Annotated in this window: 16 protein-coding genes; 8 read left to right on the forward strand and 8 right to left on the reverse strand. The window is 47.8% G+C overall.

Annotated features, from left to right (window positions below):
* From dnaA to LY387_RS00025, 5 genes are all read left to right on the forward strand, one after another.
* Positions 1–1,407, forward strand: coding sequence for a chromosomal replication initiator protein DnaA (dnaA, locus tag LY387_RS00005; protein WP_096994000.1), 1,407 nt, complete (start codon positions 1–3; stop codon positions 1,405–1,407).
* An 87-nt stretch (positions 1,408–1,494) separates the two neighbouring features.
* A complete protein-coding gene (gene dnaN, locus LY387_RS00010) occupies positions 1,495–2,595 on the forward strand; it encodes a DNA polymerase III subunit beta (RefSeq protein ID WP_042502452.1) in 1,101 nt (366 codons plus the stop codon).
* Positions 2,596–2,610: 15 nt separating this feature from the next.
* A complete protein-coding gene (recF, locus tag LY387_RS00015; protein WP_234494899.1) occupies positions 2,611–3,693 on the forward strand; it encodes a DNA replication/repair protein RecF in 1,083 nt (360 codons plus the stop codon).
* Positions 3,694–3,705: 12 nt separating this feature from the next.
* Positions 3,706–6,123 carry a DNA topoisomerase (ATP-hydrolyzing) subunit B gene (gene gyrB / locus LY387_RS00020; protein WP_234494900.1) on the forward strand — a complete coding sequence of 806 codons (2,418 nt, stop codon included), beginning with the start codon at positions 3,706–3,708 and terminating at the stop codon, positions 6,121–6,123.
* A 481-nt stretch (positions 6,124–6,604) separates the two neighbouring features.
* Complete coding sequence (locus LY387_RS00025; protein WP_042478137.1) at positions 6,605–7,039, forward strand: Hsp20 family protein; 435 nt, start codon at positions 6,605–6,607, stop codon at positions 7,037–7,039.
* A 99-nt stretch (positions 7,040–7,138) separates the two neighbouring features.
* Here the strand turns inward: LY387_RS00025 and LY387_RS00030 are convergent, their stop codons facing one another.
* The 4 genes from LY387_RS00030 to glyQ form a co-directional block, all read right to left on the reverse strand.
* On the reverse strand, positions 7,139–8,398 hold the full coding sequence (locus LY387_RS00030; RefSeq protein WP_234494901.1) for a valine--pyruvate transaminase: 1,260 nt from the start codon (positions 8,396–8,398) through the stop codon (positions 7,139–7,141).
* Between the two features lie 195 nt (positions 8,399–8,593).
* Positions 8,594–10,678 carry an alpha-amylase gene (locus LY387_RS00035; protein WP_234494902.1) on the reverse strand — a complete coding sequence of 695 codons (2,085 nt, stop codon included), beginning with the start codon at positions 10,676–10,678 and terminating at the stop codon, positions 8,594–8,596.
* 206 nt (positions 10,679–10,884) lie between these two features.
* On the reverse strand, positions 10,885–12,966 hold the full coding sequence (gene glyS / locus LY387_RS00040; RefSeq protein WP_234494903.1) for a glycine--tRNA ligase subunit beta: 2,082 nt from the start codon (positions 12,964–12,966) through the stop codon (positions 10,885–10,887).
* Between the two features lie 2 nt (positions 12,967–12,968).
* Positions 12,969–13,889, reverse strand: a complete 921-nt coding sequence (glyQ, locus tag LY387_RS00045) for a glycine--tRNA ligase subunit alpha (protein WP_234494904.1) — start codon at positions 13,887–13,889, stop codon at positions 12,969–12,971.
* A 415-nt stretch (positions 13,890–14,304) separates the two neighbouring features.
* On the opposite strand from glyQ, the gene LY387_RS00050 reads away from it, so the two are divergent.
* A complete protein-coding gene (locus tag LY387_RS00050; protein ID WP_042478147.1) occupies positions 14,305–14,859 on the forward strand; it encodes a TMEM165/GDT1 family protein in 555 nt (184 codons plus the stop codon).
* A 141-nt stretch (positions 14,860–15,000) separates the two neighbouring features.
* The gene (locus LY387_RS00055; protein ID WP_042478170.1) at positions 15,001–15,261 is read left to right on the forward strand and encodes a hypothetical protein; all 261 of its coding nucleotides are present in this window, start codon (positions 15,001–15,003) and stop codon (positions 15,259–15,261) included.
* Between the two features lie 35 nt (positions 15,262–15,296).
* Here the strand turns inward: LY387_RS00055 and tusA are convergent, their stop codons facing one another.
* A complete protein-coding gene (gene tusA / locus LY387_RS00060) occupies positions 15,297–15,545 on the reverse strand; it encodes a sulfurtransferase TusA (protein ID WP_042478150.1) in 249 nt (82 codons plus the stop codon).
* Positions 15,546–16,027: 482 nt separating this feature from the next.
* Between tusA and LY387_RS00070 the strand changes: the two genes are divergently transcribed.
* Positions 16,028–16,969 (forward strand): LysR family transcriptional regulator, encoded by a 942-nt coding sequence (locus LY387_RS00070; protein ID WP_042478152.1) that lies wholly within the window; start codon positions 16,028–16,030, stop codon positions 16,967–16,969.
* A 66-nt stretch (positions 16,970–17,035) separates the two neighbouring features.
* On the opposite strand, the gene LY387_RS00075 is transcribed toward LY387_RS00070, so the two are convergent.
* The 3 genes from LY387_RS00075 to fadB form a co-directional block, all read right to left on the reverse strand.
* A complete protein-coding gene (locus LY387_RS00075; protein ID WP_128649930.1) occupies positions 17,036–18,016 on the reverse strand; it encodes an MDR family oxidoreductase in 981 nt (326 codons plus the stop codon).
* Positions 18,017–18,176: 160 nt separating this feature from the next.
* Positions 18,177–19,340, reverse strand: a complete 1,164-nt coding sequence (gene fadA / locus LY387_RS00080; protein WP_234494906.1) for an acetyl-CoA C-acyltransferase FadA — start codon at positions 19,338–19,340, stop codon at positions 18,177–18,179.
* A 26-nt stretch (positions 19,341–19,366) separates the two neighbouring features.
* Positions 19,367–21,535, reverse strand: a complete 2,169-nt coding sequence (gene fadB / locus LY387_RS00085) for a fatty acid oxidation complex subunit alpha FadB (protein ID WP_234494907.1) — start codon at positions 21,533–21,535, stop codon at positions 19,367–19,369.
* Positions 21,536–21,611: the final 76 nt, after the last annotated feature.

Genomic DNA, 21,611 nt, shown 5'->3' on the forward strand with positions numbered 1-21,611 from the left:
GTGTCATCTTCGCTTTGGTTGCAATGTTCGCAACGTCTACAAGAAGAGCTACCCGCTACCGAATTCAGCATGTGGGTCAGACCATTACAAGCTGAGCTTAATGACAACACCCTGACTCTATTTGCGCCTAACCGCTTTGTACTCGACTGGGTGCGCGATAGATACCTCAACAGCATTAATCGTCTACTAAAAGAGTATTGCGGTAATGATGTGCCGAATCTTCGTTTCGAAGTTGGCAGCAAGCCAGTTTCTGCGCCACCAGCACCTAAGCCAGTTAAGACCGCAGCGGATGTTGCGGCTGAGTCTTCTGCACCTGCGCAGCTACAAGCGCGCCAACCTGTGCATAAAACCTGGGATGATGAAACAGAGGTCTCTGACATCAACCATCGTTCGAACGTCAACATCAAGCACAAGTTCAACAACTTCGTTGAAGGTAAGTCGAACCAACTTGGTCTTGCTGCGGCGCGTCAGGTCGCTGATAACCCTGGCGCAGCTTATAACCCACTATTCTTGTATGGTGGTACAGGTCTGGGTAAAACCCACTTATTACATGCAGTGGGCAATGCCATCGTAGATAACAAACCCAACGCGAAAGTGGTGTACATGCACTCGGAGCGTTTTGTTCAGGACATGGTTAAGGCGCTACAAAACAACGCGATTGAAGAATTTAAGCGCTACTACCGTAGTGTCGATGCGCTGCTTATCGATGATATTCAATTCTTCGCTAATAAAGAGCGCTCGCAAGAAGAGTTCTTCCATACCTTTAATGCGTTGCTTGAAGGCAATCAACAGATCATCCTGACATCGGATCGCTATCCTAAAGAGATCAACGGCGTAGAAGATCGCCTGAAATCTCGTTTTGGTTGGGGTTTGACTGTGGCTATCGAACCACCTGAGCTAGAAACTCGCGTGGCGATCTTGATGAAAAAAGCCGAAGACCATCAAATTCACTTAGCCGATGAAGTCGCCTTCTTTATTGCTAAACGCCTGCGTTCAAACGTTCGTGAGCTGGAAGGGGCACTAAACCGTGTTATCGCCAATGCGAACTTTACTGGTCGTCCAATTACCATCGATTTTGTTCGTGAAGCGCTACGTGACTTGCTGGCGTTGCAAGAGAAGTTGGTGACGATTGATAACATTCAAAAGACGGTTGCTGAATACTACAAGATTAAAGTGGCGGATCTGCTTTCTAAGCGACGTTCTCGCTCAGTCGCTCGCCCGCGTCAGTTGGCGATGGCGCTAGCCAAAGAGCTGACCAACCACAGCCTACCAGAGATTGGTGATGCGTTTGGTGGTCGTGACCACACTACCGTGTTGCACGCGTGTCGTAAAATCGCTCAGCTGCGTGAGGAAAGTCACGACATTAAGGAAGACTATTCCAACTTAATTCGCACGCTTTCTTCATAATAGTGGCATAATCACTATAATTAGCATTCAAGTTATTGTATTTCGCATATAAGTGGCATGGATTGCCATCTTTACGAAGAGTTATCTATGAAATTTACTATCGAACGTCACCACCTACTAAAGCCGCTACAACAAGTCTCTGGCGCACTGGGCGGTCGTCCTACATTACCTATTTTGGGCAACTTGCTACTTAAGGTAGAAGAAGGGGTACTTTCTCTTACTGCGACAGACCTAGAGGTTGAGCTGGTAAGTAAAGTAACGCTAGAGAGTGAGTTCGAAGCAGGCAGCGTAACGGTGCCTTCACGTAAGTTCCTCGATATCTGTCGTGGGCTACCCGATGACTCGACAATCACTATCGTACTAGAAGGCGATCGCGTACAAGTGCGCTCTGGTCGTAGCCGTTTCTCCCTTTCCACATTGCCAGCGAGCGATTTCCCAAATATTGAAGATTGGCAGCAAGAAGTGGCGGTGACGGTGACTCAAGCTGAGCTTAAGTCGCTGATCGACAAGACTCAGTTCTCAATGGCTAACCAAGATGTGCGTTACTACCTAAACGGTATGTTGTTTGAACTGGACCAAACAACATTGCGTTCAGTGGCGACCGATGGTCACCGTATGGCGGTAGCAACGGTGGCGCTAGAAGGCAGCTTTGACAACAAACAGATCATTGTGCCGCGAAAAGGTGTACAGGAGTTGTCTAAGCTTCTCGATGCGCCAGAGCAGCCAGTCACGCTGCAAATTGGCAGTTCTAACATCCGTGCTGAAGTGAACAACTATGTCTTCACTTCTAAGCTTGTTGATGGTCGTTTCCCCGATTATCGCCGTGTAATGCCGCAAAATACCGACAAAACACTCGAAACAAACTGTGATGAATTGCGTCAAGCGTTCTCCCGTGCCGCGATTCTGTCGAATGAGAAATTCCGCGGTGTTCGTGTCAACCTAGCGGACAACGAGATGCGCATTACGGCTAATAACCCAGAGCAAGAAGAAGCGGAAGAGATGCTCGACGTGAACTTCCAAGGTGACGCGCTCGAGATTGGTTTCAACGTTTCTTACGTTCTCGATGTACTTAACACGCTTCGCTGCGACCAAGTACGCATGTCGATGTCCAATGCCAACGCCAGTGCTTTGATTGAAAATAGCGAAGATGACAGTGCCATGTACGTGGTGATGCCAATTCGTCTCTAAGGCGAGCATGACGTTATGCCGCTTACGCGTTTAATCGTACAGCAATTTCGAAATATTAAAGCCTGTGATATCGAACTATCCACAGGCTTTAACTTTATTATTGGCCCCAACGGCAGTGGCAAAACCAGCTTGTTGGAGGCGATCTATTTGCTCGGTCATGGGCGCTCATTTAAGAGTTCGCTCACCGGCCGAGTGATACAAAATGACTGCCAAGAGCTGTTTGTACATGGCCGTTTTTTGAACTCGGATCAATTTGAGATACCCATTGGCATTAATAAGCAGCGCGATGGCTCAACTGAGGTTAAAATAGGCGGTCAATCTGGGCAAAAGTTAGCTCAGCTTGCCAAGGTATTGCCGCTGCAACTTATCCATCCTGAGGGCTTTGAATTGCTCACTGATGGCCCTAAGTTTCGCCGGGCATTTATCGATTGGGGTGTGTTCCATTCGGAACCCGGTTTTTTCGAAGCATGGGGGCGTTTTAAGCGCCTGAGCAAGCAGCGTAACGCGCTTCTGAAAACCGCGACCAGCTATCGAGAACTGAGTTATTGGGATAAAGATCTAGCCCAGCTTGCTGAGCAAATCGATGGTTGGCGCCACACTTATGTCGAGCAAATGAAAACCTTGGCCGAAGAAATGTGTCAGTCTTTTCTGCCAGAGTTTGAAATCAAACTCGGCTATTATCGTGGCTGGGAAAAAGACACGCCGTATGGCGAGCTCTTGGAACGTAACTTTGAGCGTGACCAGGGTTTGGGGTACACCTTTAGTGGCCCAAATAAAGCCGATTTAAGAATTAAAGTGAACAACACTCCTGTAGAGGATGTGTTGTCTCGTGGTCAGCTGAAATTGATGATGTGCGCGCTGCGCCTTGCGCAAGGGCAGCATCTTGCAGAGTTGACCGGAAAGCAATGTATCTATTTGATAGATGACTTTGCTTCAGAATTAGATAGCCTGCGTCGTAAACGCTTAGCGGATTACTTAAAACAGACTCAGGCTCAAGTTTTTGTAAGCTCTATTACCGAAAGCCAAGTTGCCGACATGATTGACGAAAATGGCAAGATGTTTCATGTGGAACATGGCACAATAGAGCAAGGTAAATAGTGAGAGAAACTCATGTCAGAAAATTACGATTCATCGAGTATTAAGGTACTAAAGGGTCTGGATGCGGTACGTAAGCGTCCAGGAATGTACATCGGCGACACGGACGATGGAACCGGTCTACACCACATGGTTTTTGAGGTGGTTGATAACTCAATTGATGAAGCGTTAGCAGGTCACTGTAACGACATTATCGTGACTATTCATGAGGACAACTCTGTTTCTGTAAGCGATGATGGTCGCGGTATCCCAACGGAAATGCACCCAGAAGAGCAAGTCTCTGCGGCAGAAGTTATCATGACGGTACTTCACGCGGGTGGTAAGTTCGATGACAACTCGTACAAGGTATCGGGTGGTCTGCACGGTGTAGGTGTATCGGTAGTAAACGCGCTGTCTAAACAAGTGACGCTGACTATCCATCGCGGCGGCCAAATCCATACTCAAACCTATCATCACGGTGAGCCAGAAGCGCCACTGACTGTGATTGGTGATACCGATAAGACAGGTACAGAGATCCGTTTCTGGCCAAGCGAAGAAACCTTCTCAAACGTCGAGTTCCACTACGATATTCTTGCCAAGCGTCTACGTGAACTGTCGTTCCTAAACTCAGGTGTATCGATCAAGCTCATCGATAAGCGCGAAGAAGACAAAATGGATCACTTCATGTTTGAAGGTGGTATCCAAGCGTTTGTTGAGCACCTAAACACCAACAAGACACCAATCATCCAAAAAATCTTCCACTTTGATAATGAGCGTGATGACGGCATCACGGTTGAAGTGGCGATGCAGTGGAATGATGGCTACCAAGAAAACATTTACTGTTTTACCAACAACATCCCTCAACGTGACGGTGGTACTCACCTTGCGGGCTTCCGTGCTGCACTAACGCGTACGCTGAACTCGTTCATGGATAAAGAGGGCTTCTCTAAGAAAGCCAAGACGGCGACGTCAGGTGATGATGCTCGTGAAGGTCTAACCGCTATCGTATCGGTGAAAGTGCCAGATCCGAAGTTCTCAAGCCAAACCAAAGACAAGCTGGTTTCTTCTGAAGTGAAATCCGCGGTTGAGTCGGCGATGGGTGAGAAGCTGTCTGAGTTCCTAGTAGAGAACCCAGGTGAAGCGAAGATTGTTTGTACTAAGATTATTGACGCCGCTCGTGCACGTGATGCAGCGCGTAAAGCGCGTGAAATGACACGTCGTAAAGGCGCTCTAGACCTAGCGGGTCTGCCAGGCAAACTGGCTGACTGTCAAGAGAAAGACCCAGCGCTTTCTGAACTGTACATAGTGGAGGGTGACTCTGCGGGCGGTAGTGCTAAGCAGGGTCGTAACCGTAAGAACCAAGCGATTCTTCCACTGAAAGGTAAGATCCTAAACGTTGAGAAAGCACGTTTCGATAAGATGCTTTCTTCACAAGAAGTGGCAACGCTAATTACAGCTCTAGGCTGTGGTATCGGCCGTGATGAGTACAACCCAGATAAACTGCGTTACCACAACATCATCATCATGACCGATGCGGACGTCGATGGTTCTCACATCCGTACGCTGCTTTTGACCTTCTTCTACCGTCAAATGCCAGAGCTTATCGAGCGCGGTTACGTGTACATCGCTCAGCCACCGCTTTACAAAGTGAAGAAAGGTAAGCAAGAGCAGTACATCAAAGATGAAGATGCGATGAACCAATACCAAGTTTCATTGGCACTGGATAACGCCGCTCTGCACGTGAATCCTGAGGCACCAGCGCTAGCCGGTGAAGCGCTAGAGAAATTGGTACAGCAGTTCAACGGTGCAGTGAAAATTGCCGAGCGCATGGCTCGTCGTTACCCGCACGCGCTAGTGAGTGAGTTCATGTACACCCCACGCCTAACGGCTGAGCAGTGTCACGATGCGGCCGCGGTTGAAGCATGGTCTAAGCAGCTTGTTGAGCAGCTCAATGCCAAAGAAGTGGGCGCAAGCCAATACAGCTTCGAGGTTGAACAGCACGCTGAGCTAGGTCTGAACCTACCGAAAATCATCGTGCGTACTCACGGTGTGACTCATGAGCATGTGCTCAGTATCGATCTACTGAACTCGAAAGAGTACGGCAAGCTAGCATCTCTATCGGAAGCTCTAGAAGGTCTGATTGAAGAGGGGGCTTACGTGAAACGTGGTGAGCGTACTCAACCGGTGAGCAACTTTGAAGATGCCCTCAACTGGCTAATCAAAGAGTCGCGTCGCGGTCTCAGCCTACAGCGCTACAAAGGTCTAGGTGAGATGAACCCAGATCAGCTTTGGGAAACCACTATGGATCCAGAGACACGTCGCATGATGCAAGTAACGATTGAAGATGCGGTTGGCGCAGACCAGCTGTTCACGACGCTAATGGGCGACCAAGTAGAGCCTCGTCGTAACTTCATCGAAGAAAACGCACTGAAAGTAGCTAACCTAGACGTTTAGATTGATTTCTCTTCGCTGGCTGAACTGATTTCTGCGTCGAAGGTGCTCATTTATACCTATAAATTGCGCGCCTTCTCCTTGAACTCAGCTCACCCAGCTTCGATAAACCAATCTAAAAACAAAAAGACTGCCTTACACGGCGGTCTTTTTTGTTTTTAACTCTATGAAAAATAAACGTTATAAAAATAATTTAAGAAAATGGCTTGAAAGCGAATTTCGTCATCCCTATATCTATTTGTGAAGAGGGAGCTGTCTTGCTCAAGAGAGAAGAAACAGACCTTTTAAACGCCTGCAAAGTATCGCTCAGTGGAGGATAGCTTTAACGGCACACTTTAAAAACTGATTTATTGCTACGTCCCCGAACAGCAAGGCTGTCAGCGGAGTGGTGGATAAGTCCCTTAGTCGTCACTACATCCGTTTATAGGATGGGTGTAGGTGAAAACTCACGGCTAAGACTATTGCTTACTATGAGGATAGCATTATGAGAACTGTAGATTTCACTCCTTTATACCGCAACGCAATTGGCTTCGATCGTCTATTCAACATGATGGAAGCGAACTCAGCGAAAAACTCTTCTGGCGGTTACCCTCCATACAACATCGAGCAACAAGATGAGAACCACTTCCGTATTACTATGGCTGTGGCTGGCTTTGCTGAAGACCAACTCGATCTGACTCAAAAAGAGAACATGTTGATTGTTAAGGGTGAGCGTAAAGCCGAAGAAGGTAAAAACTACGTGTACCAAGGTATCGCAGAGCGCGATTTCGAGCGTAAGTTCCAGCTAGCTGACTACGTGAAAGTCGTAGGTGCGAGCATGGAGAATGGTCTACTTCACGTTGATCTAGAGCGCGAAATTCCAGAAGCGATGAAGCCACGTAAAATTGAGATTGGTGGTAACAAACTGATCGAAGGCTAATCATTTCGCTGAAACGAAAGCCCTGATATAAAGAGTGAAAGAGCGCCAGACGGCGCTCTTTTTGTATCTATTCTATTGTTATCTTTTGTTTTTGGAGCCTTAATCGCTAGTGCCTTGCGCGTATGCTTTAGCCACTTCTTCCGCGATAATCGCGATACCTTGCTGCATCTTGTCGTCATCTTGCACATAGTTCATGCGCAGACATTGATGGGCATGATCCCATTCATCTTCCTGACCAATAAAGAAGTATTCCCCTGGGACAATCAACACGCCGCGATCTTTCAAGCGTTGGTAGAGCTCCATAGTGGTAATGGGTAGCTCATCAAACCATAGCCACAAGAAGATAGCGCCTTCTGGCTTATGGATTCGAAAACGGGAATCGGTAATCGCCGATTGTAATAACTCAACCGCGCGCTGGGATTTTTGCTGGTAGAACGGCTTAATCACATTGGAACTGAGCTCTAGAATGTCACCTTTCTCAATCATGTGATGGGCAAGTGCAGGACCAAAGCTGCCCGGCGCCAGGCTAATAATGCCATTCATATTGGTCATCGCTTGGGTGACTTCTTCACTGGCAATCACGATACCGCAGCGCAACCCTGGCAGACCTAGCTTGGATAAGCTCATGCAAAGAATGGTGTTCTCATTCCAAAACGGCTCCACATCTTCAAAGATGATGTTTGGGAATGGCAAACCGTAGGCGTTATCGATGATCAGTGGGATGTTATTCTCTCGAGCCAGTTTATCCAGTTTATGGATTTCTTCGTCGGTGAGTACGTTACCCGTTGGGTTGGTTGGGCGAGAGGCACAAATCGCCGCAACAGAATCATCGATCTCTAAGTGTTCGAAATCCACATGGTATTTGAATAGACCGTTATCAAGCAGCTCGATTTCTGGGTGGTAGGAGACAAAGATGTCTTCGTCTATGCCTGCGTCACCATAACCAATGTATTCTGGCGCAATTGGCAGCAAAATTTTCTTGTGGCTGCCATCGCTTTGCTTACCTGCGAGTAGGTTAAACAGATAGAAAAAACCACTTTGGCTGCCATTGGTTAGGCTGATGTTCTTTTCGGTAATGTTCCAGCCATAGGTATCGCGCAGCAGTTTAGCGAGCGATTTAACAAACGCATCTTTTCCTTGTGGACCGTCGTAGTTGGCCATGGCGGCCACCAGTTCACCACTGGCGAGGAGGTCACTACTGGCTTGGTGAAAATACTCGAGCATGGCAGGAATGGCGGCTGGGTTGCCACCTCCGAGCATGATGGCGCCTGGAGTGCGAAGGCCATCATTAAGATCATCCATTAATTGGGTAATACCTGAGTAACGATTAAATTTTTCACCAAACTTCGAAAATTGCATTGCTGTACCTAGTTCATCGTGTTCACTTGTTGTGTTTTTAAGGGGTTTTATCCTGCTGGTGGCAAGATGAACCTTTGAACATACAGCAATGATAACTAGAGGCAAAGCACTATTTGAATGCAAAGAAAATGAGCAATAAGAAAGGAGCGCAGTAGCGCTCCCTTTGATGTGATTGAGTAGGCCTTAATCTATTGATTATTCGCCAGTGTAAACGATGAGTACCTTGTCATCTTGGTAACGACGTTCAAACGCATAGTACCCGCTTTGCTGGCGGGTAATATGTTCACCCATAGCAATGGCAGGGTGACGTAGGCGGAAATCGCCTAATGTTTGCCAGTGCTTCAATAGGGTTTCGCGCTGACCCGTTATCTTATCCCAAGGCATGTCTGAGCGCGTACCTTGGTGTGAGTCAGAGCCACTGACACCTAGGTCTCTTGCTATCTCATCACCATAGTAGATCTGCACCGCACCCGGACTTAACATCAGTGCATTGGCGGCACGCATCTGATCATCAATGCTTCGGCTTCGAGATGCCCAGAACAGTGAAGTGTCGTGCGAAGAGAGGTAGCTCAGCACATTAAACTCACTGTCGCTGTTAATGCGCTCTGCATAGCGGCGATAGTCACTGTCTAGGTTAGCGAAACACTTCAATGCCTTAGGGGCAACGTCGCCTTGGAACTCGAAGTTAATGATAGAATCAAAGCCGTTATCGAAATACGGGCTCTTCACCACGCTGTGTGCCCAAACCTCACCGGTCATCCAGAACGGTTTATCATCCAGTGCCTTGTCTGGGTTGTTTTGTTTCCACTCTGCCAGTGCTTCATTACTGGCTTGCTTGAGCTTGGCCCAGCTTTCCATTTCGACGTGTTTAGCGGTATCGACACGGAAGCCATCGATGCCATACTCGCGAACCCAATCTGTTAGCCAGGTGATCAAATGCTCACTTGGCGTGGCTTGAATATCTTTGGCATTGGTCTCTTTATTACGATAGAAGTTCGGCAGGCCTGTCTTCTGTGTCGATTCTGTTTTTAGATCCGGCAAGAAGTTAAGTGACATGGTTCTGTCGTTGTATCCAGGTGCGTCGTAGTCACCGATGTCGGTACGGATCCAATCCTTACCCCACCATTTATCCCATGCCTCGTCATCACTGTACTTGATGTAATCATTAAAGCTGTGCCAGCTTTGCCCGGATTTAGGTTGCCAATCGGTCCAGTTTTCACCAAGCTCTTGTTTCGCCTCTTCATCAGAGAGGTACAGTTTTCCAAAGCCAAATTCTTGCATGTCCGCTAACGTGGCGTAGCCGGTATGGTTCATAACTACATCCCAAACGACTCGGATACCTTTCTCATGGGCAGTATCGATAAACTGACGCAACTCCGCCTCTGTGCCCATGTTGGCATCGAGCTTGGTCCAATCTTGATGGTAATAGCCGTGATAGCCATAGTGCTTGAAGTCACCTCTATCACCGCCACCAACCCAGCCATGAATTTGCTCCAGTGGTGAGGTGATCCAGATGGCATTGACGCCAAGCGATTCAATGTAGTCGAGCTTTTTAGTCAAACCGGCTAGATCGCCACCATGGAAGGTACCGATCTCATGTTTGCCGTCTTTGCTTCGCCCATAGCTGTTATCGTTATCTGGGTTGCCGTTGTAGAAGCGATCGGTCATTACGAAGTAGACCGTCGCGTTGTCCCAATCGAATTCCGCCTTCGGTGCCTGTTCTGCAGGCTCTAGCAGCAATAGGCCCTGGCTGTTTGCGCCAGGCTGCAGCGCTATCTTACCGCTGCTGACCGTCGCTTGTTGTCCGCTCAGCGCATCTCTAAGCACAGTGCCATCGGCAAAGGTAGCACTAACATCAATGACTTTAGGGCTGTCAGTGGCAACAGGGCAGGTAGAGGTAAAATCGTTACTCTGTTTCGGTTTCACCTTTACGGTGAGCTCGTTGTTGGTTGGATTGAGCGTAAACTGGTAGGTATTCGCCTTGAATACTCGCATCGGAATGGCCGATTCCCCGGCACAATCATCGAGCTTTAATGGGCGGTTGAACTTAATGCGCGCATCTTCAGCCAAAGCAAAGTTGCTGCCACAGGTTTGTGCATTATCACCGATAGAAAAGGTATAGCTGCCTTTATCAAGCTTCTTTTCTGCAACCAGCAAACCTTGTTCATTGGCAGCAAAAGCCACTTGTTGGTCATCTAAGCTAAGTAGTAACGCGTCATCTGGCAATTGGCTGCAGGCGCTGAGCATCGCCACTGAGAGTGAAAGTAGGGTCTTTTTCATGGGTTCTCTTCCTTGAAGTTATCCCACGTTTATATCAAATATCGACCTCTACATTCTGAGTGCTATAACCGCTAGTTTGTAGGCAAACTCCCTACAATTTTCATACTAGTTCACAGAACTAACAATAACTTGTTGCTGATTGTCAGGTACAAAAAAGGGAAGCGGATGCTTCCCTTTCATTAACCAATATTGCCTAAAACTGACGACTATTTCTGAAGAAGTGAAATGTCGGCGATTTGTAGGAACAGGTTACGCAGGTTGTTTAGTAGCGTTAGACGGTTCTTCTTAAGTGCTTCGTCATCGGCCATGACCATCACATTATCGAAGAACGCATCCACAGGCTCACGTAGGTCAGCAAGCTTGCTTAGTGCTTCTTGATAGTTACCTGTCGCGAATGCTGGCTCAAGGGCTTCAGTCATCACTTCAACGTTCTCTGCTAGTGTCTTCTCTGCATCTTCTTGTAGAAGTGCAAGGTCGATTTCAGCTGCCAGTTCGCCGTCGAATTTCGCTAGGATGTTACCTACACGCTTGTTCGCTGCCGCCAGTGCTTCTGCTGCCTCTAGCTCACGGAAGTGAGATACCGCTTTAACGCGCTGGTCGAAGTCTGCTGGTTTGGTTGGACGGTTAGCCAGTACTGCTTGGATGATATCCACGCTGAAGCCTTCATCTTTGTACCATGCATTGAAACGACCAAGCATGAAGTCGATGACGTCGTCGGCAACGTTCGTGTTGGTTAGCTTGCTAGTACCGTCTTCTTGGGCAAACAGAGACTGAGCTTTCGCAATTAGGTCCGTTAGGTCTAGGTTGTAGCCGTTTTCGACGATGATACGAAGTACACCTAGAGACGCACGACGAAGTGCGAATGGGTCAGAGCCCTTAGGTGCTTGGCCAATACCAAAGATACCGACAATCGTATCTAGCTTGTCTGCCATTGCGACTGCTGAAGAGATACCTGTGCTTGGTAGCTCGTCACCGGCGAAACGTGGCATGTACTGCTCGTAAAGCGCCAGTGCTACTTGCTCATCTTCACCATCGTGAGTGGCGTAGTGCATGCCCATGACACCTTGGGTATCGGTAAACTCGAATACCATAGAGGTCATTAGGTCACACTTCGCTAGAAGGCCAGCACGCTTAGATTTCTCAACGTCAGCATTGATTTGCTCAGCGATGTAGCCAGCAAGCTCTGTGATGCGGTCTGTTTTGTCTTTGATAGTACCAAGCTGCTTCTGGAAGATAGCTTGCTCTAGCTCAGGTAGACGGTCGATAAGAGGGCGCTTACGGTCAGTGTTAAAGAAGAATTCCGCATCCGCTAGACGTGGACGCACAACCTTCTCGTTACCTTCGATTACGTAGCGAGGCTCTTTAGATTCGATGTTAGAGACGAAGATAAAGTTAGGCAGAAGCTTCTTGTTCTCGTCATACACTGGGAAGTACTTCTGGTCACCTTTCATGGTGTAAACCAGCGCTTCAGAAGGCACCTTCAGGAACTCTTCTTCGAACTTCGCCGTAAGAACCACTGGCCACTCAACGAGTGATGTTACTTCTTCAACTAGGTCATCCTCTAGATCAGCGACACCGCCAACTGCTGCTGCCGCTTTTTGCGAATCAGCTAGGATGATTGCCTTACGCGCTTCGTAATCTGCCATCACTTTACCGCGCTCTTCTAGGATCGCAGGGTATTGCTCAGCAGAATCGATAGTGAACTCTTGCTCACCCATAAAGCGGTGACCACGGATAGTACGGTCAGAGGCTACGCCTAGGATCTCGCCTTCGATAAGGTCAGAGCCCATTAGCATAGTCAGTGTTTTAACAGGACGGATGAACTGAGTCGTCTTGTTACCCCAACGCATTGGTTTCGCGATTGGTAGGTTAGCTAGCGCTTTAGCTGCAAGCTCAACCACGATTTCAGTCGTTGCTTGGCCTTTGACTTCTTGTTTGAATAGTAGCCATTCGCCTTTGTCTGTCACTAGACGATCCGCTTGCTCAACAGTGATACCGTTACCGCGAGCCCAGCCTTGAGCCGCCTTAGTTGCATTACCGTCAGCATCGAATGCCACAGAAACCGCAGGTCCACGCTTTTCTACCACTTTATCTGCCTGACTTTCAGCAAGACCAGCGACCTTAAGTGCTAGACGACGAGGAGCCGCGTACCATTTCACACCTTCGTGTGTTAGGTCTGCACCTTTCAGCTCTGCTTCGAAGTTCGCTGCAAAAGCTTCTGCAAGGGTACGAAGCTGCGTTGGTGGTAGCTCTTCAGTACCGAGTTCAATTAGAAATTCTTTTGCCATGATTACTTCTCCTCGTCTTTTTTAAGCATTGGGAAGCCTAAGGCTTCACGTGATGCGTAATATGCTTCTGCAACCGCTTTAGTCAGGTTGCGGATACGAAGGATGTAACGTTGGCGCTCTGTTACAGAGATAGCTTTGCGTGCATCAAGGATGTTGAATGCGTGAGCCGCTTTAAGAATGCGCTCATACGCTGGAAGAGGAAGAGGTTTCTCTAGCTCTAGCAGCTCTTTGGTTTCTTTTTCACACTGGTCAAAGTAAGTGAATAGGAAATCTACGTCAGCGTGCTCAAAGTTGTAGGTTGATTGCTCAACTTCGTTTTGGTGGAAGATATCACCGTAAGTGACCTTGCTGCCGTCGGGTGCGATGTTCCACACTAGGTCGTACACAGAATCTACTTCTTGGATGTACATCGCTAGACGTTCGATACCATAAGTGATCTCGCCAGTTACTGGCTTACACTCAAGACCGCCAACCTGCTGGAAGTAAGTAAACTGAGTCACTTCCATACCGTTTAGCCAGACTTCCCAACCAAGACCCCATGCGCCTAGCGTTGGGTTTTCCCAGTTGTCTTCTACGAAACGAATGTCGTGTACTAGCGGGTCGATACCAAGCACTTCAAGTGAGCCTAGGTACAACTCCTGAATGTTATCTGGAGAAGGCTTAAGCGCAACTTGGAACTGATAATAGTGCTGCAGACGGTTCGGGTTCTCGCCGTAGCGACCATCGGTCGGACGACGTGAGGGTTGAACGTATGCCGTAGACATTGGCTCTGGGCCAAGTGCACGTAGACATGTCATTGGGTGAGAGGTGCCTGCACCTACTTCCATATCTAGTGGTTGAACAATAGTACAACCGTTCTGTGCCCAGTAATCCTGCAGCGCGAGGATCATTCCCTGGAAGGTTTTGATATCGTATTTTTGCATAGTAATTCGCGCAATTCTCTAAGTGAAAAGGTGTTTCTGATATTCAGAAAATAACAAATAAGTATACCGACTAATCGGTAAGGGGAGTAGGGGTAAAAGTGCTGATTTAATCATCATAAAGGTAAAAAAATGCGGTTTTTCGGAGTTATTCGCTGTGTGAAGGGGCGTAAGCTCCAATATTGTTGAAATTGATTCATTGAGTGATTACAATGCCGTCATCTTTGGGGAGTAGCTTATCCATACACTCACAAGCGTTTGGATTCGTTCGTCAACATAATTGGTGCAAAATCACCATGGCGCTCGAGACTTGTGCCCGCAAGTTTAGCAAGACCATAGATAAACATCGTGAACCGGGGTGGGGCGCGAGGTTTGTCTATAGGTTAAATACTATAATCCCTGCCCCTTAGAGCATGTCGTGAGCGTTTTAGCTATATCAATTACTACTGTGGCACTTGCCGAAATTGGCGATAAGACCCAACTTTTATCTCTGCTGCTGGCCAGTCGTTACCGTAAACCTATTCCTATTATTGCCGCTATCTTTTTAGCGACCATTGCCAATCATGCATTAGCTGCATGGCTGGGGGTTGTAGTGGCCGATTATCTATCACCGGAAGTGCTTAAGTGGGTATTAGTGGTCAGCTTCCTTGCCATGGCTGCATGGATCTTGGTGCCGGATAAACTCGATGACGATGAAAGTATCTCAAGTCGCGGTCCGTTTATCGCCAGTTTTATCGCATTCTTCATTGCTGAAATTGGCGATAAAACTCAGATAGCGACCTCCATTCTCGGCGCGCAATACGCGGATGCGCTGACCTGGGTGGTGATTGGTACTACGGTGGGTATGCTACTAGCCAATGTGCCTGTCGTCTTGATTGGTAAGCTATCAGCGGACAAGCTTCCGCTTGATTGGATTCGTCGTATTACCGCCATTTTGTTCGTAGGACTCGCCATCGGCGCTGCTGTTTTTTAATAACAATATCAACTAAATATCAAACTTTAATCGGGATCAAACTCTCGCTCGAATCTGATGAAATTCGTGATGAATGACATATTAGTGTCATAATTGTCATGGTACTTTAATCATGTGGATCCTAGCGAGAGGGCAACGATTATGCTTACACGTTACACAGGAATGACCGCGGAAAGCCAAAGCCGTTTATTCACCTTCGGTTTGGTATTAACACTGCTTGGGATGGTACTCACCGATATGTGGATACCTATGGTCGTCGGTGCCATCGTCATGGCAGGATTGGCCGTCGAATCTTGGATTCGGGTTCAGCATTTGATCCCAATGCACAACGAGATCCGTTCGATGCAAAAGCAGATAAAGAAACTGCAATCTGAGATCAGAACGCTCGAATATGACGAATAGTAAAAAGGCTGCCAGTGGCAGCCTTTTTTAGTGCGTTACGCTAACCCTTTTTTAATCAAATAAAGGTAAGGAACGGTTTCTGTCTGAGCACTCAGCAATTGGTGATCCATAAAGCGACAGAAACTTGGAATATCGCGCGTCGTCGAAGGGTCGTCGGCTTTCACTAACAACACTTCACCTTCTTCCATCTTACGAATTGTCTTCCTGACCATCATCACTGGCTCTGGGCAGCGCAGTCCTTCGGCTTCGAGTGTTTGCGTCGCTAGGTCTGTATTGATTGTCATCGGGAACTCTTTCTTACTAAAAACAGCTCAAATTCTACTTATGAAGAAAAAATATGCAATAACCCCTTGGCAAAAGGAATTTTTTGTTTTAACTTTATTAACAAGTTGGTAACAAAGGGGCAGGGACGTAACTATGTTAACCGTACTAGACAGGATTACAATTTACTCGGTGCTTTGCTTGATAGCATTCTGTGCCTTGGTATTACAGCCTCCCCAACAAGCCGGGTGGGCGCCGTTAATAGGTTTAAGTGTCTCTATAATGGGTCTCTGGTTAGAGGTAAGACGCTGGCAAGATGTTTCAGAAGAACAAGAGAATTAACATTTAGTAAACATTCTTGCAAATTAGAACTTCCAATACATTTTACGACATTCCGACACTATCCCCATTTTCTTGGGCTTCCCCGCTGAAAGGCGGGATTTTTTTTATCTGAAGAAAAGAAAACCAAGTGTACACTAGGGGAAGAACTACGTAGGAAGAGCTTATGGAACTCGAAGAAATCTATCGTCGCGACCTCAATTTATTGGTGGCATTGAAGGTGCTGGTGGAAGAGGGCAGTGTTAGTCAAGCGGCCGTGCGACTCAACCTAAGCCAATCCGCAACGAGTCGAGTGTTAGGTCGATTGAGAGACTTATTAGGGGATCCGCTTTTCACCCGTCAAGGACAGCGAATCATTCCTACCAGTAAAGCGCTCGAGATATGTAAGCAAATTGACCAACCGTTAGAGTCCTTCCGTCAGTTGCTGACACCCAGTGAGTTCAATCCCTACTATTGTAACGAGCGCTTTCTCATCGCGACGACTGACTATGCGATGCAAACCATCCTTCCTTATGCATTGCCGAAGATTTATCAGCTCGCGCCTAATATCTCTTTGGAGTTCGCTCCACTGCAACACGAGAGCCTTTTTAAACAGCTCAGCACTGATAAGGTCGATATGGCGATCTGCCGTCCTACGGGTTCGGTTACACCATTACACCAAGAAGTCTTGGGCCCGGTCGGCGTCTCTTGCTTAGTTTCCAAGCAACATCCGTTAGCGGATAAACCCGTATCGCTTGAGGATTATATCAATGCGCCTCATGCCATGATTGCGATCAGTGACGGCGTTAAAGCTCTGCTGGATGCCGCGCTTATCAACCAAAACCCTCGAAAAATGGTACTGCGTGCCTATCATCTTGAAGCGGCATTGGCGATAGTTGATAGCATGCCATTGATCATTACCGTACCAGCTGATCTCGCTTATTTAGTGGCAGATCGCTACGATCTCGTGATAAAACCACTGCCTTTTGCTTTTACTCCGTTTGATTATTCTCTGATTTGGCACGCGCGATGCGATACCTCGGAGTCTCAGAAATGGCTTCGCTCGGTAGTAAAAGAAGAGTGTGGAAAGTTGATTGCGAAACGAATTGAAGATGTGGGTTTAGGTTAATGACCTTCCCAGATGCAAAAAAGGCTCTCGTGATGAGAGCCTTTTCTCTAATGAGGCTGTTACCAATTAGATTTTAATAGTAACGCGACCTGTTACAGCACCGTTAGTGATGTCTTCTGCCGCTTGAATCGCATCTTCTAGCGCTACGGTTTTGCTTGCTTGTGCATAGTATGACTCAGGAAGTAGCGTCGCTAGCTGTTCCCAAGCTTTGATGCGTTTTTCGCGTGGGCACATTACAGAGTCAACACCCTGTAGACGCACGTTACGCAGGATAAATGGCATCACTGTAGTAGGTAGGTCAAAGCCACCCGCTAGACCACATGCTGCGACAACACCGTTGTAGTTCACCTGCGCAAGCACTTTAGCAAGCATGTTACTGCCTACGGTATCGACAGCTGCAGCCCAGAATTGACGCTCAAGCGGTTTCGCTGGCTCTTCCAGTTCGCTGCGCTCAACAATGCGTGATGCACCGAGTGATTTTAGTAGTTCGCCGTTCGCTGAAGCGCGGCCTGTTACTGCCGCCACTTTATAACCTAGTTGGTTAAGTAGCGTAACAGACACACTACCCACACCGCCACTTGCGCCTGTGACCAGTACTTCGCCGTCTTCTGGTTTTACGCCTGCATCAACAATGGCTTGTACACATAGCATCGCAGTAAAACCTGCAGTACCGATAGCCATCACTTTTTCTGCATCGAGACCTGCTGGCATTGGCACTAGCCAGTCACCGTTTAGGCTCGCTTTCTCAGCCATGCCACCCCAGTGATTCTCACCGACCCCCCAGCCAGTGAGAACCACTTCGTCGCCTTCCTTGTAACGAGGGTCGTCTGATTGCGACACTACGCCAGAAAGATCGATACCCGGTACCATTGGGAAATTGCGGATGATTTTACCTTTACCGGTAATCGCCAACCCATCTTTGTAGTTCAAAGATGAATATTTTACATCTATTTTTACATTACCTTCTGGAAGCTGTGACTCGTCTACCTGAGAAATAGTAGCGATTGTTTTTTTGTCTTCTTGGTTAAGTAACAGTGCTTTGAACATGATGTTCTCCAATGAGTTGACGTGTTATCTGCTGCAAAGTGTAGGTGAGAAATTCGAAAAAAAACAATGAAACTTCAACATTAGATACATGCATTACATGCATAAATAAAAACAGCCCCGAAAGCGGAGCTGTTTGCGTTGAAGAACCGTAATGAGAGGGCTACGGTCTTTCAAAGATGGTTGCAATACCTTGACCCAAACCAATACACATAGTGGCAAGACCGATCTTAGCGTCTTTGTTTTCCATGATATTGATAAGTGTGGTCGAGATACGAGAGCCCGAGCAGCCGAGTGGGTGACCGAGTGCGATGGCGCCGCCATTCAGGTTAACCTTCTCGTCGACCACATCCAGTAGGCCAAGATCTTTGGCACATGGCAGTGATTGAGCCGCAAATGCTTCGTTTAGCTCAACAATGTCGATGTCGTCCATCGTTAGGCCCGCACGTTTAAGCGCTTTTTGCGTGGCTGGTACCGGGCCGTAACCCATAATCGATGGATCGCAGCCTGCAATGGCCATAGAGCGGATCTTCGCGCGAATGGTTAAACCAAGCTCATTGGCTTTGTCTTCGCTCATGATCAGCATGGCAGACGCACCATCAGACAGTGCCGATGACGTACCTGCGGTTACCGTGCCATTTGCAGGGTCAAAGACTGGACGAAGCTTAGACAGCCCTTCAACATTGGTTTCTGGACGAATCACCTCATCGTAATCAAGGGTAAACAGTGAACCATCTTCAGCATGACCTTCGGTCGGCAAGATCTCGTTCTTAAAGCGACCTTCAACGGTCGCTGCTTGCGCTCGCTGGTGGCTTCGCGCTGCAAACTCATCTTGTTGCTCACGGCTGATGCCATGCAATTTACCCAGCATCTCGGCGGTGAGACCCATCATGCCCGCTGCTTTTGCGACGTTTTTAGATAGCTGAGGGTGGAAGTCCACACCGTGCGTCATAGGAACGTGCCCCATGTGCTCAACACCACCAATTAGGCAGATCTCAGCATCACCAACCATGATTGAGCGCGCCGCGTCATGCAATGCCTGCATAGATGAGCCACACAGACGGTTTACCGTGACCGCACCAATCTCAATCGGTAGCCCTGCCAGCAGTGCTGCATTACGAGCAACGTTAAAACCTTGCTCTAGGGTTTGCTGTACACAGCCCCAGTAGATATCTTCAATCTCTTCTGGCTTTACTTGTGGGTTGCGAGCCAAGATACCTTTCATTAGATGTGCCGATAAGTCTTCAGCACGCTGATGTCTAAATGCACCACCCTTGGAACGACCCATAGGTGTACGAAGACAATCAACAACGACAACATTTTTCATTTTGATATTCCTCATCCAGTCGGTGGTTACAGTGAGCTAGCTTGTTGCACGTCATAGAAGCGCTTGCCAGAGCTTGCCATATCGACCAGCGACTGAGGCACCTTGTACATTGCACCTAGCGATTCATATTGCTTCGCCATCACAACGTAGTTATCGATACCGATACTGTCTAGATAGCGGAACACACCACCTCTAAATGGAGGGAAGCCTAGGCCATAGACCAGCGCCATGTCTGCTTCTTGTGGTGTTGCAATGATGCCCTCTTCCAAACACAGTACGACTTCGTTGATCATTGGAATCATCATGCGTTGAATAATGGTGTCATCATCGAATGATTGTGCAGGCTTGCTGACTGACTCAAGCAGTGAATTGATGTCTTCACTCGGTGCTTTCTTAGGGCGACCGCGTTTGTCCGTGGTGTAAGCATAGAAACCCGAGCCATTCTTCTGACCATAGCGAGTGTTTTCAAATAGCACATCAATGGAATCACGCTGATCTTTTGCCATACGCTCTGGGAAGCCTTCCGCCATCACCGCTTGTGCATGGTGCGCGGTATCAATGCCCACCACATCAAGTAGGTAAGCAGGGCCCATCGGCCAGCCAAACTTGCGCTCCATGATTTTGTCGATTTGAATGAAGTCCGCGCCATCCGCCAGAAGCTGACTAAAGCCACCAAAGTATGGGAATAGAACACGGTTAACAAAGAACCCTGGGCAGTCGTTCACAACGATAGGAGATTTACCCATCTTCGCAGCGTAAGCAACAACGCGGTTGATGGTTTCTTCCGAGGTGTGCTCACCGCGAATGATTTCGACCAATGGCATGCGGTGTACAGGGTTAAAGAAGTGCATACCACAGAAGTTTTCTGGGCGTTTTAGAGACTTCGCAAGAACATTGATAGGAATGGTTGAGGTGTTAGAGGCGATGACGGTGTTTTCGCCCACCATCTCTTCGACTTCACTCAGCACTGCGGCTTTGATTTTTGGATTCTCTACCACCGCTTCCACAATCACATCGCTTTGCTCAATACCGGCGTAATGTAGGCTCGGGGTAATAGAAGCCAGCACGCCAGCCATCTTAAATCCGTCGATACGTCCACGTTGTAAACGTTTGTTGAGAAGTTTAGAGGCTTCGGTCATACCAAGTTCAAGGGATGCTTGAGCGATGTCTTTCATGATGACAGGTACACCTTTGAGCGCTGACTGATAAGCGATACCGCCACCCATAATACCAGCACCCAGTACTGCTGCGCGCTCAGTCTCTTTACCAGACTTAGCGGCTTTCTTAGCAAGACCTTTGATGTACTGATCATTAAGGAAGATGCCAACCAGTGCGTTAGCAACATCTGAACCAGCAAGATTGATGAAGTAGTTCGCTTCTACATCAAGCGCTTCATCACGACCATAGCGAGCAGCTTCTTCAATCGTTTTGACTGCGGCCATTGGCGCTGGGTAGTGAGGACCAGCTTTTTGTGCCACTAAACCTTTCGCCATGGTGAAGCTCATCATGGATTCAAGTTTGCTAAGAGTCAGCGGTGATACTTTTGCTTGGCGACGTGCTTTCCAATCAATCTTCTCATTGATGGCAAGCTCGATAGTGTTCAGAGCAGAATCATACAGTGCGTCGGTTTCGACGATGGCGTCGATAAGACCGACTTTCAACGCTTCATTGGCTCTGCAGGCTTTGCCTTGTGTGATTATCTCCATGGCACTGTCTGCGCCGATCAATCTTGGCAAACGAACGGTACCGCCAAAACCCGGCATGATACCCAGTTTTGTTTCTGGTAGACCGATGCTGGTGGTCTTGTCACCAATTCTAAAGTCCGTCGCCAATACACACTCACAGCCACCGCCTAGTGTGTGGCCTTTTAATGCAGATAGCGTTGGTACTGGCAAATCTTCCAGCTTGTTGAAAATGTTGTTAGCGAATCCTAGCCATTCTTTGAGTTCGGCCTTTGGTTTTGCAAACAAACCAAGGAACTCAGTGATGTCAGCGCCCACAATAAAGGCACTTTTATCCGTCGTTAGGATAAGTCCCTTAAGATCACTCCATGCAGCAAGCGCATCGAGGGCTTTGTCTAAAGATTCGAGAGTAGCCAGATCAAGTTTATTGACCGACTGGGGAGAGCTAAAGCACAGCTCGGCGATGCCGCTGCGTACTTCCTTTACCTGTAGAGTTTCAGATTGGTAAATCATTGTCATTCTCCGTGACAGACAATCCGTGATTGTGTGAAAGCGGTTGTTATAGTTTTACTTCTGGTTAGACCAGTTA

The sequence above is a fragment of the Vibrio maritimus genome, assembly GCF_021441885.1.
Taxonomy (GTDB): Bacteria; Pseudomonadota; Gammaproteobacteria; order Enterobacterales; family Vibrionaceae; genus Vibrio; species Vibrio maritimus_B.

What these genes read in the sequence shown, in the direction of transcription:
- dnaN (WP_042502452.1), top strand. Translation starts at nt 1,495, where the DNA reads ATGAAATTTACTATCGAACGTCACCACCTACTAAAGCCGCTACAACAA.
- recF (WP_234494899.1), top strand. Translation starts at nt 2,611, where the DNA reads ATGCCGCTTACGCGTTTAATCGTACAGCAATTTCGAAATATTAAAGCC.
- gyrB (WP_234494900.1), top strand. Translation starts at nt 3,706, where the DNA reads ATGTCAGAAAATTACGATTCATCGAGTATTAAGGTACTAAAGGGTCTG.
- LY387_RS00025 (WP_042478137.1), top strand. Translation starts at nt 6,605, where the DNA reads ATGAGAACTGTAGATTTCACTCCTTTATACCGCAACGCAATTGGCTTC.
- LY387_RS00030 (WP_234494901.1), bottom strand. Translation starts at nt 8,398, where the DNA reads ATGCAATTTTCGAAGTTTGGTGAAAAATTTAATCGTTACTCAGGTATT.
- LY387_RS00035 (WP_234494902.1), bottom strand. Translation starts at nt 10,678, where the DNA reads ATGAAAAAGACCCTACTTTCACTCTCAGTGGCGATGCTCAGCGCCTGC.
- glyS (WP_234494903.1), bottom strand. Translation starts at nt 12,966, where the DNA reads ATGGCAAAAGAATTTCTAATTGAACTCGGTACTGAAGAGCTACCACCA.
- glyQ (WP_234494904.1), bottom strand. Translation starts at nt 13,889, where the DNA reads ATGCAAAAATACGATATCAAAACCTTCCAGGGAATGATCCTCGCGCTG.
- LY387_RS00055 (WP_042478170.1), top strand. Translation starts at nt 15,001, where the DNA reads ATGCTTACACGTTACACAGGAATGACCGCGGAAAGCCAAAGCCGTTTA.
- tusA (WP_042478150.1), bottom strand. Translation starts at nt 15,545, where the DNA reads ATGACAATCAATACAGACCTAGCGACGCAAACACTCGAAGCCGAAGGA.
- LY387_RS00070 (WP_042478152.1), top strand. Translation starts at nt 16,028, where the DNA reads ATGGAACTCGAAGAAATCTATCGTCGCGACCTCAATTTATTGGTGGCA.
- LY387_RS00075 (WP_128649930.1), bottom strand. Translation starts at nt 18,016, where the DNA reads ATGTTCAAAGCACTGTTACTTAACCAAGAAGACAAAAAAACAATCGCT.
- fadA (WP_234494906.1), bottom strand. Translation starts at nt 19,340, where the DNA reads ATGAAAAATGTTGTCGTTGTTGATTGTCTTCGTACACCTATGGGTCGT.
- fadB (WP_234494907.1), bottom strand. Translation starts at nt 21,535, where the DNA reads ATGATTTACCAATCTGAAACTCTACAGGTAAAGGAAGTACGCAGCGGC.